The 9,809-nt window shown below is 55.9% G+C and carries 8 protein-coding genes; all 8 read right to left on the bottom strand.

Translation table 11 applies throughout. The annotated features are described in order from the left end of the window. Positions 1-463, bottom strand: a 463-nt coding sequence (locus tag QZ517_RS18695; protein WP_294230093.1) for a nitrous oxide reductase accessory protein NosL, incomplete at its 3' end; no start/stop codon positions are given. Further along, positions 460-1,281, bottom strand: a complete 822-nt coding sequence (locus QZ517_RS18690; RefSeq protein WP_294230103.1) for an ABC transporter permease subunit — start codon at positions 1,279-1,281, stop codon at positions 460-462. The genes QZ517_RS18690 and QZ517_RS18695, both read right to left, overlap by 4 nt. Next, positions 1,278-2,171 (bottom strand): ABC transporter ATP-binding protein, encoded by an 894-nt coding sequence (locus QZ517_RS18685; protein ID WP_294230090.1) that lies wholly within the window; start codon positions 2,169-2,171, stop codon positions 1,278-1,280. Before QZ517_RS18685 ends, QZ517_RS18690 begins: the two co-directional genes overlap by 4 nt. Then, positions 2,161-3,420, bottom strand: a complete 1,260-nt coding sequence (locus QZ517_RS18680) for a nitrous oxide reductase family maturation protein NosD (protein WP_294230100.1) — start codon at positions 3,418-3,420, stop codon at positions 2,161-2,163. The genes QZ517_RS18685 and QZ517_RS18680 overlap by 11 nt, the downstream gene beginning before the upstream one ends. A 6-nt stretch (positions 3,421-3,426) precedes the next feature. Continuing rightward, positions 3,427-5,334: a TAT-dependent nitrous-oxide reductase gene (gene nosZ / locus QZ517_RS18675; protein WP_294230085.1), complete on the bottom strand. Its 1,908-nt coding sequence runs from the start codon at positions 5,332-5,334 to the stop codon at positions 3,427-3,429. 18 nt (positions 5,335-5,352) lie between these two features. Then, positions 5,353-7,467, bottom strand: a complete 2,115-nt coding sequence (locus QZ517_RS18670; protein WP_294230095.1) for a NosR/NirI family protein — start codon at positions 7,465-7,467, stop codon at positions 5,353-5,355. A 56-nt stretch (positions 7,468-7,523) separates the two neighbouring features. Further along, on the bottom strand, positions 7,524-8,009 hold the full coding sequence (locus QZ517_RS18665; RefSeq protein ID WP_294230082.1) for a DUF2946 family protein: 486 nt from the start codon (positions 8,007-8,009) through the stop codon (positions 7,524-7,526). Between the two features lie 956 nt (positions 8,010-8,965). Continuing rightward, positions 8,966-9,715 (bottom strand): helix-turn-helix transcriptional regulator, encoded by a 750-nt coding sequence (locus tag QZ517_RS18660; protein WP_294230078.1) that lies wholly within the window; start codon positions 9,713-9,715, stop codon positions 8,966-8,968. Positions 9,716-9,809 lie beyond the last annotated feature (94 nt).

Genomic DNA, 9,809 nt, shown 5'->3' with positions numbered 1-9,809 from the left:
GAATAGCATCCAATGACATAATTTGCCCACCCCATTGGGCCGCAAAAGTGCCTGCATCGTCCAGTTCTTTGAATGGAACCACCTCCTGAGCGCCCATTCCGCCCGCAACTTTGGCCCCTACAACAAAATGTGCGCCGTCTGCGAGGGTCCAGTTGGTGATTCCCGGCTGCTCCCAACTTGGGGCTGCGCCCATGTCGCTCACATAGACACCAATGATTTTTGCGTCTCTTTCGGGGCTTTTGAGATAAGCCACCATGTCGCGGGTCTGGGCAAAGAACAGCGGCGCGGGATAGCCTTCCAAGTGGATCTGCCCCTTGGGACCGCCATGCTCCGCAATATTCATCTGGCAAAAGAAGCTCAGAGCTTCCTCGGTGAGTGGCACAGGAGCCGGAGGAACAACTGCTGCCTCCTCTTTGCACGCTGCCAACGCCAGCAGCGCCGCTGCTATAACAGCAACCCTCATGGTTCGACCCTCCGGAAAGCCAGCCGGGCAAAGGCAAAGCCCAGTAGAGGCCAAATTGCCAGAGACAGCGGTGCCGCCCAGCTTGGCAGTGCGGAAGCCGCGCCCACCATTCCGCTGGCCAAAGCCACGCTTTCGGAGCTGGCGATATTCCACAGGCGGAAGGCATCCGCCGGATTGGCGACCATCAACCAGGGGAACAGGGTTTCGGTGAACCAGCCGCCAGTGTCCATCACCACCGCGCCCAGCAGACCAAGGTCATAGAGCACCACAAAGATCAACCACAGCCCTGCCGCCATACCCGCCGCCGCCGTGGCGGATTTTGCCAGTGAGGACACCATATAACCCAAAGTCAGAAACACACCGCCGAGCAGCACTGAGGTGCCAATCAAGCGTAAAAGCGCCAAGACGCTCTCATGTCCTGCACCGCCCATATAGGCCGCGATGGCCCCTGCCGTGCCAAACCCAATGGTCATGGCAATTGTCAGGGCCGCAAGGTGGGCAGTGAATTTACCCAATAAGATTTCACCCCGCCCCGCCGGGTAGCTCAGCAGAAGGCCCAAAGAGCCGCGTTCAGCATCGCCTGCAACGGCGTCAAACGCCATCATCAGCGCCAACAGAGGCGCGAGATACACCGAAAGCGTGGTCATGGAGGTCACGGACACGGTCAACATGTCCACGCCCAACGTCCCGGTGGGCGCGCTACCCGCAAAGGTCAGCGCCAGCGCAAACAACACCATGATCAGCGTTGCCATAAACAGCCAACGGTTGCGCGCCAGAATACGCATTTCCGCCTGTGCAATTGCCAGAAACCGCATCAGTGCAACTCCTCTTTGGCATAAAATCGATAAAGGTCTTCAAGCCGGGGGGGCGTGATGTCCACATCCGCAACCGCGCCGCCCATCTCTGCAATTTTACGCAGCATCTCCATTTTGCCTGCGGCGTCGATCTCGATTTCGACCGAGGCGCCATTCATACGACGCCCGCCGGTGGCTTGAACCAACGCTTCAGCATCCGAAGTTACGCGCACCCGCATCTTAGTGCGCAATCCAGCTTTGGCCGAAAGACCCGCAAGCGTGTCATCGGCTACCAAATGGCCTTTGCGCATGATCGCAATCCGGTCCGTGCGCGCTTCGACTTCGGTCAGCGCATGGCTCGCGATCAGCACAGCACATCCGCCTGCCGCTAGTTCATCAATAATGGAGTATAGGTCTTGGCGAGAAATTGGGTCCAAACCGCTGGTGGGCTCATCAAGCAAGGCCAGCTTAGGTTTGCCTAACAACACCTGCGCCAGCCCAAGGCGCTGCCGCATGCCTTTGGAATAAGTTCCGATACGCCGGTCCAGTGCATCCGCAAGCCCCACGCGCTCCAACAATCCGGCAATGTCTGCCTTTTGCCCCGCAAGCCGCGCAAACAGGGTCAGCTGTTCGCGGCCGGTCAGCGCCGGATGGAAGCTCACCGCCTCCGGCAGAAACGCGGTATCTGCCCGTGCGGCACCACTGCCAGGTTTGTGCCCTGCAATTTTTACGGTGCCACCGCCCAGTTTGGTCAGGCCAAGCACCGTTTTGATCAGCGTCGACTTGCCCGCGCCATTGTGACCCAAAAGCGCCACGCGCTCCCCCGCAGACACTGTCAGGTCCACACCATGCAAAACCCGCGTTTTGCCGCGGTCTTTCACCAGATCGTTTATCTCAAGGATCTTATCCGTCATGTTCTACCTTATCGGCTGCCGCCGGCCGGACTGGTTTCATCAGAGGATGGCTGTCCACAACGCCCCCCGGCAGCAATGCCGGAAAAGCTGATTGTGACCACCGCACCATCTGCACCGCAGGAGACCCCAGCAGCATTTTTGCCGCCGGCTGGCTCCAGAGCACATGGTCCATGCTGTCGTTTGGACGATACGGGCTGTCCGCAAACCCATCGCCGTTTACATCAAAGGCTGCGTTGTCGCTCCAATAGTTGCCACGGCCGTCCTCAGACCACTCATGCCATTTGGAAGAGACAAATTTCACCTGTGTTCGGTTGCCCACAAAGGCGTTGCCAACAATTCGGTTGTCCGCACTACCGGCGGTGAAGTGAATGCCAATCCCGCAGCCCTCAAACCAATTGTCGGAGAAGTCATTCTTGTTGGAATTATACAGGAAGGTGCATTTCTCTTTGGCGCTCTTCACATAGTTCCCGGTGATCTCGCTGCGGTTGGCGTAGTTCAACATCACGCCATGCTCGCGGTCATTGATCGATACATTGTTTTTGACCTTCACATGGGTCGAAAACATCACCGCAAAGCCCAGATCGTTGTCGATCGAAACATTGCCGACCACTTCGGAGCGGTCCACATACATATAGTGCACGGCAAAACGAAGCTCGCGCATCTGATTATTGCGGAAGATGTTGCGCTTGCTGGAATTCACAAAAATCCCGTCGCGGCCCCATTGGATATCATTGTTCTCAACAATAGAGCCCGGCGCATTCCACACGTAGATGCCGTTGCCACGCCGGTTCATCAGACGGTCTTGTCTGCCCTCAATACGATTGCCCGCCACCAGCGAGTCTTTGGCGCCGTGAATATCAATGCCGTAAAGGTTGCCCAGCAGAACGTTGTCCAAAATCTGCGGCGCCTTTGCGGTCTTTTTGAGCTGAATACCGCTGTCGATATCCTCGTGACGATCGCCGGAGCCAACCACTGTCAGCCCACGCACCACCACGTCACTGCCCGTCACAGTGATCACCGAGCCGTTGCCTTGCCCATCAAGCGTGGCATGGCCCATCCCGTCCAGCGTCACGGATTTTTCCAGCACCACAGTCTCGTTGTAGGTGCCAGCGGCGAGGCGAAGGACGTCACCGTCCTCCGCCTGCGCCAGTATCTCGGAAATGGCCCCGGCCCGCAGCGGCACGTCCCAGTCAGCCGCCGAAACAACGGAGGCCAACAGAGCAAACACAGCAGAAAGGGACCATTTCATCATGACTTATGCGCCTTTTGGCTCAACAAACATCCGGCCGCGCATTTCCATGTGCAGCGCGTGGCAGAACCACTGGCAGTAGAACCAGTGTACACCAGGACGGCTGGCCACAAAGGTCACAGAGGCAGTCGCCTGTGGACCAACTTCCATGGCCACACCGAAGTTTGCCATACAGAAGCCGTGGGTCAGATCGTCAATGTCATCCAGGTTGGTGACATACACGGTGACTTCGTCGCCTTCTTTTACAGTGAAGTCTTCCAGCGAGAAGTTTGGCGCTTGGCTCGACATGTAGACGCGAACTTTGTTGCCATCACGGATAACCGAGTCCTGCCAATCGTCAAGGTCAACACCATCCGCTTCGGCTTGTTTGCGCGCATCATCCCAGATTGGGTCGTTGCGGTCATAAGCGTTTTTCGGGTTCACGATGTCGCGACGCACGATGATGCTGTCATGTGGCTCAGCAAAGGTTGGGCCGTCGTGCACAACTTTCATCTCGTTGCCTGTGATGTCGATCAACTGCTCGTTCTCAGGCTTCAAAGGTCCGGTGTTCAAGAAACGGTCTTTGGAGAACTTGTTCATCGAGATCAGCCACTTGCCGTCGGCCTCTTTGGTTTCACCCATGGAGGTCGAGTTGTGGCCTGGCTGATAGTGTACGTCCACTTTCTCAAGGATCGGATCCACATCTTCGCCAGCGTACTGTTTCACGGCTGCTTCAAGGTTCCATTTCACAACTTGGCTGTCGAGGAACAAAGTGGTGAAGCAGTTGCCCTGACCGTCGTATGCAGTGTGAAGCGGGCCAAGACCCAGCTGTGGTTCTGCAACGATCGCGGAGCGAGGATCAGCATCTTCGTCAAACAGAGCGTCCAGTTTGGTGACATCCATCACCGACACGGTTGGGCTCAGTTTGCCAGCGATACAAACGTGCTTGCCGTCTGGCGCGGTGTTGATGCCGTGTGGGCTGTTCGGGATCGGAATGTAACGGGTGTATTTCTTGTTGGAACCTTTACGGCCATCCACAACTTTCACACCGTTCAGTTCCTGATAATCACCAGATTCAATGGCTTTCTCGATTTCCGCGATATTGAACACAACCACGTGGTCCAGCTCGCTCTCGGTCATCTCGGCCAGGGTCATACCCATTTCCGAGTTGTAAGAAGTCGAGTAGGCATACTTGCCCTGATAGTCACAGTCGGTGTTGTCGAGGTTACCGGAAACGATCACCTGCCATGAAACTTCCATTGTGTCGCCATCAATGGCGGAGAAGATGTTCACGTATTTGTCAGGCTCGTTCAGGATTTTGCCGTCGTTGACCAGTGGCGCTTCGTGCTCACCATTAGCAAAGACGTAACCAGTGCGCGGGAATTTCTGCGGACGCAGGCCGTGAATGTCATGGGCGTTCGGGATCTCGATGATCTTGTCACACTTCATCACGTCACAACGCACACGGGCCACGCGGGTGTTGGCTTTGTCGTTCATGAACAAATAGCGACCATCATAGGTGCCATCGGTGAAGGACATGTGGGGGTGGTGAAGGTCACCGTTGTCGTAAGTCACCTTGCCGTTTGCGGCGAGAAATTCCTTGGTTTTGTCGGTCAGTCCTTCGGTCAGAACTTTCAGTGACTCGTTGGTCTGGCCCCAGCCGGTTGCGGAACAACGGTTAAACACTGGCACACGCATCAATTCACGCATGGACGGCACGCCCAGAATACGCAGCTCACCACATTGGCCGGAGGACCAGAAGCCGTAGTATTCGTCAAGTTCACCTGGCGCCATGGACGCTTTTCCGGACGCGGCAGCGGGGCTTGCGCCACCAACCAGCGAACCAACACCAGTACCGGCCAAAACTGCGCCGGTGGCTGCTGCCCCCATTACGCCGCGACGGCTCACTTTCATGTTTTTCAGGTCTTCAGACATTGTTCCCTCCTTAAAGGTTTATGCAGTCTTTGCATTTGGATGATTGGCCGGAGCAGATTTTTTGGGAATCTTGATCTCAGCCGACCCCGTCTTCTCGCGTCGCTTAAGCTGGCGAATAACAACGGGACATTTCTCTTCGCTCTGATAGAGCACCTGACAATGCAGGCAGTTCACGCATTCATTGGGGTTGATTTCCCCAGTTGGGTGGATGGCCTGCACCGGGCATTCGTTGGCACAGGTCTGGCACGGGCTACCGCACTCTTTGTAGCGACGCAGCCAATCAAACATGCGCATACGCGCAGGGATCGCGAGTGCCCCACCCAGTGGGCACAGGTAACGGCAGTAGAAGCGTTCAATGAACAGCCCCGCCACCAGCAGCGATCCGGCAAACACAACAAACGGCCAGTCACGTACAAATTTCAGAATGATCGCGGTTTTGAACGGCTCGACTTCGGCCAGTTGCTCCGCAGTTTCCAAAGACGCCAGCGACACGCCAAACAGTCCAAGGAAGATCATGTATTTGATCGGCCACAGGCGCTCATGTAGCCCCCACGGCAGGGTCCATTGCGGCACTTTGAAGTAACGCGCAATTTGGTTGGTCAGCTCTTGCAGCGCGCCAAACGGGCACAGCCAGCCACAGTAGGCTCCACGGCCCCAGAACAGCAGCGCCGCAGCGATGGCAAACCATTGGATAAACACCAGCGGATCCATCAGGAAGGCATCCCAGGTGAAGCCCGAGCGCATCGAATTTGCCAGCGCCATGATGTTCACCACCGACAGCTGCGCGTTGGCGTACCAGCCAACGAAGAACAGGGTGAAGGTCAGATAGCCGATCCGGAACCAGTAGAACCGGCGGGCTTTCCATGTGGCTTGGAACTGGAAGAAAAACACTGCGGTCAGCACCAGAAGCATTACACCAAGGATGGCAATTTCGGTTGCTTTGTCTTTCCAGATACGCTGCCACAGTGCGGCTTTTGCAGCCGCCTCATCCGCAGCACTGTCAACCATGGAGGCCGCAGGCAACGGCAGCAGGTAGTCATCTGGCAGGCGATAGCCTAGATCCCATGTCAGGAATACTCGATCGAGCGCGCCTACGGAGCGCTGCACCAACAGTTGCAGTCGGAACGGCTGTGCCGGATCAAACTCTGCGTCAGCAGGTATTTTGAACAATTCCAGCTCGACAAAACTTGGGCTGTCTGTGGTTTCCAGCGCCCGCAAACGGCGATGCTGCTTGTCAAAGAAGCGGACCGAATTGTCACCTTGAATCAGCTGGATACGGTCAAAGATGCCGCCCCGCACATAGCCGGATCCTTTGAAACTGTACTTGCCGCGCCCCAACACCAGAATGGCGTGTTCACCTTCGTCCAGCCACTCCACAAGGTTTTCATACTCGTGGTCACCAAGCAGCGAGCGACCAATCGACGGCACGGATACAAGCGCCATATGCATGTCGATAAACGTGTCGTCCAACTCGCCTTTTTCAGGGCGTTTTGCAGCGCGTTCATCATCCATCTCGGCAAAGGCTTGGTTCACCTGCCCCACGTCCAGCGTCATGCGCCGCACCGAGCCGTCCCCGGCCAATGTGGTCCAGTCTTGCACCGCGTCATTGGCCATGTCCAATTCACGCTTAGGTCCGGTTTCTTGCACCGACAGCCCACCCAAGCCCAAGGCCCGCGCCACTTTGATGCCGCCGCGCACAAGGCTATCGTCAATGATCATGATGGTGACAGTGGCACCGGAGATGATGTCGAGATCATGCCCTTCGCCGCCTGTTTCCGCCTCAACTTTGAGGTCCAACCCGGCATAGCCTTCGGTCAGCGTCACCATCTTGCTGTTGGGAATGCCAATCAAAACAATTGGCTCGCTGTGTTTCACCAGCTTCACGCCAGTCAGCACCGCATCGGCGTCAATCGCCGCAACCACATGGATGGGTTTTCCGGAGTAGCCGGTGGTGCCAACAAAATCAGAGGTCAAAAACGCCCAAGACACGGTCTCGCCGCCCTTGAGCACAGGCGCGACTTTCACGTCCGCGCGCACCGGGCCAAACGCGTCGGCCCCTTCTGCCAATTCGGCAGGATCTAATTCTGCTAGGAAAGACGCCAGGCTGTCGGCTTTGGCTACATCTGCCATCATGAGCCCAAAGGCACAGATCAATGCAGACACCCAGGTCATAAACGCGCGCTTGATAATCACAGCGCACCTCCTTCTGTCGGGTTTGCTGTCATCACATGGCCCGCGCGGGCCAAATCATTTTTGTACTGGGGCGCATTTGGCGGTCCCCGGGTCATCGGGCGCTCCCACGCCTTGCTGACAAACACTGCCGCGCCCGACATGTCACTCAGCAACGGCAAAGCAAATGCAACCGCTTCAACAAAAGCAACAACACCAGGATCAACCCCGGCCACACCAGCGCAGGTCACGCAGGTCAGACATTTTGGGCAGGCCCCATGGGCCGGTGACTGAGGCGCGCGTTTCTCAACTGTGCCGTCATCAAGCAGCCGCACAAGCACCGGACCTGCGTCGGCACAAATCTCAATCCAGTCTCCGCTTTGATCGCCACTTGCGCTGGCATGGGCCATGGTCGGCGTCATCAACTGGGCCACCAATGCGACAACAGCCAACAGTCCGGTCAAAGACCGGCTCAGGCATGTGCAGATGGACGAATCGGAGGACATAGGCGCTCTCAAGAACTATTTTCTTGCGCTCTTGGTAGTCTGTCCGACGCGTCAGTAACTTGATCCTTATCAAACGGAGCAAATCTATTTCGACAAAATGTGACTGCGAGATCAGAACTGATCTGACCCCAGTTTTCACCCATGGCACGAATCCACAAGCAACCCACTGAACTCAAACGGAAGCCCCCCGTATTCAAATCAGTTTTTTGGGTCGCACACACGCGATATCTGCAAATATCTGGCGCCCTAACACTCCTAACAATACAGCCTTTGGAGTGGGCGGGATGACGACTTAAACGGGTGATTTGGCGAGCCATGGAGAGGTGGCTTCAGGATTTGAAATCCGTTTGGGGCTCGCGGTGCGGGATTTGTTGAAATGGCGAGGCCGCTAGCGCAACACCGCCGTTGCGATTGGGTAATCATCTCATTTTTCACCGGGTATTTGCCGTCGGTATCCCGTCTGTATTGCGACTGTTTTGCGGTGGTGCGCCAAATGTTAACATCTTTTTTCAAAACATCTTGGCGCAACACTTTCCCGGCGCCAACACGTGGACCGTCTCTCCGGCTCCAAAAAATGAAGGGGCCCGAAGACCCCTTCATGTTGCGTCATGAAATACCAACTTCAAAATGATGGAGCCGCTTTGGCTGCACACCCAGCGGTGAGGGCACGGGAGATCAATTTCCGTAGCTTCGTTGCCGGACCGCAGCAGATCCTGTTTCGCAAAAGCAGAAGTCGCCCATTCCAGCCCTGATCCTGGGGAGACCAGAGCAGCCTCTTCGACAGAAGATTTCGCCACCACTCACTCAATGCCAACGGAACACTCGAAGGTAGGTCCCACACACAAAACACTGTGCCTTGCCCACGCGACTTGTTTGAAATGACCTTTTCCCACTTTTACTGATTGATGTTTTGCAAAAGATATCCGGTCTGATCAACTGGCAAACAATTGCCAGTATCAAAGCTCCACCAACCCTAGCAGAACGGCTTTTGCGACGGCCTGAGGCGTATTGCGGGCTTTGAGTTTGGCTTTGGCGCTGGCAATTGGCTTGTTCAGGGTGTTTGCGCTGATGCAAAGACGGTCCGCAATTTGCACCCGGTCCAACCCTAAGGCGGACCAGTAAATGTAGTCTTTCTCACGGCCAGACAGGCGCACTACACCATCTATATGCTGTTCCAACATGCCGCTGTTGAGCATTTCGGACATAGTACGCAGTGTTTGTTCATGCTCTTTCCAATAGGCAAAAAACTCAGCGTCGGATTTCACATGGCCAACATGCAGACCGATGCCGGAGGACACCGGATCACGGGAATGGTGCGACAGAAGCAAGGTTTGGCCCCAGACCATACCCAAGTCATTCTCCAACTGATGTAAACGGCGGTTTGCCAGTGAGGCGTTGTATTTGTCCGGATCATCATTCCAGAAAATTTCTTCCTGGCCATTCAGCAACAATTCCGTGCTGATGTCTTCGTCCAAAAGGCGATCTTTGCCCACGGCTTCTTCCCATTCCCTCACATAAGAATGGCGGAAAAACGTGGCCTCCGTCATTTTGCCAGGACCCGTCAAGCCAATCATGGGAATGACACCGTAGCCCACCCCATCCACCCCCAAGGTCCCCAAAGCAGTCAGGCACCGTTGCCACAACATTTCGCCGTCTTTGACCTGTTTCAGGTCATCAGCCAACTGCCCAATGAGTTCCAGTTTCATCCGCTCTGCTCCCATTGTGATGTGTCTGGACCCCGGTTGCGTCTGGCCACAAAAGCAGCCACCGGCAAGTAAGCCGCAAAAATCACAACACAAG

This window comes from uncultured Shimia sp., from assembly GCF_913054185.1.
Lineage (GTDB): Bacteria > Pseudomonadota > Alphaproteobacteria > Rhodobacterales > Rhodobacteraceae > Shimia.
The sequence above is the reverse complement of the archived record's forward strand: the minus strand, read 5'-3'. Positions and strand labels throughout refer to the sequence as shown.

What these genes read in the sequence shown, in the direction of transcription:
- nosZ (WP_294230085.1), bottom strand. Translation starts at nt 5,334, where the DNA reads ATGTCTGAAGACCTGAAAAACATGAAAGTGAGCCGTCGCGGCGTAATG.
- QZ517_RS18660 (WP_294230078.1), bottom strand. Translation starts at nt 9,715, where the DNA reads ATGAAACTGGAACTCATTGGGCAGTTGGCTGATGACCTGAAACAGGTC.
- QZ517_RS18670 (WP_294230095.1), bottom strand. Translation starts at nt 7,467, where the DNA reads ATGATGGCAGATGTAGCCAAAGCCGACAGCCTGGCGTCTTTCCTAGCA.
- QZ517_RS18680 (WP_294230100.1), bottom strand. Translation starts at nt 3,420, where the DNA reads ATGAAATGGTCCCTTTCTGCTGTGTTTGCTCTGTTGGCCTCCGTTGTT.
- QZ517_RS18665 (WP_294230082.1), bottom strand. Translation starts at nt 8,009, where the DNA reads ATGTCCTCCGATTCGTCCATCTGCACATGCCTGAGCCGGTCTTTGACC.
- QZ517_RS18685 (WP_294230090.1), bottom strand. Translation starts at nt 2,171, where the DNA reads ATGACGGATAAGATCCTTGAGATAAACGATCTGGTGAAAGACCGCGGC.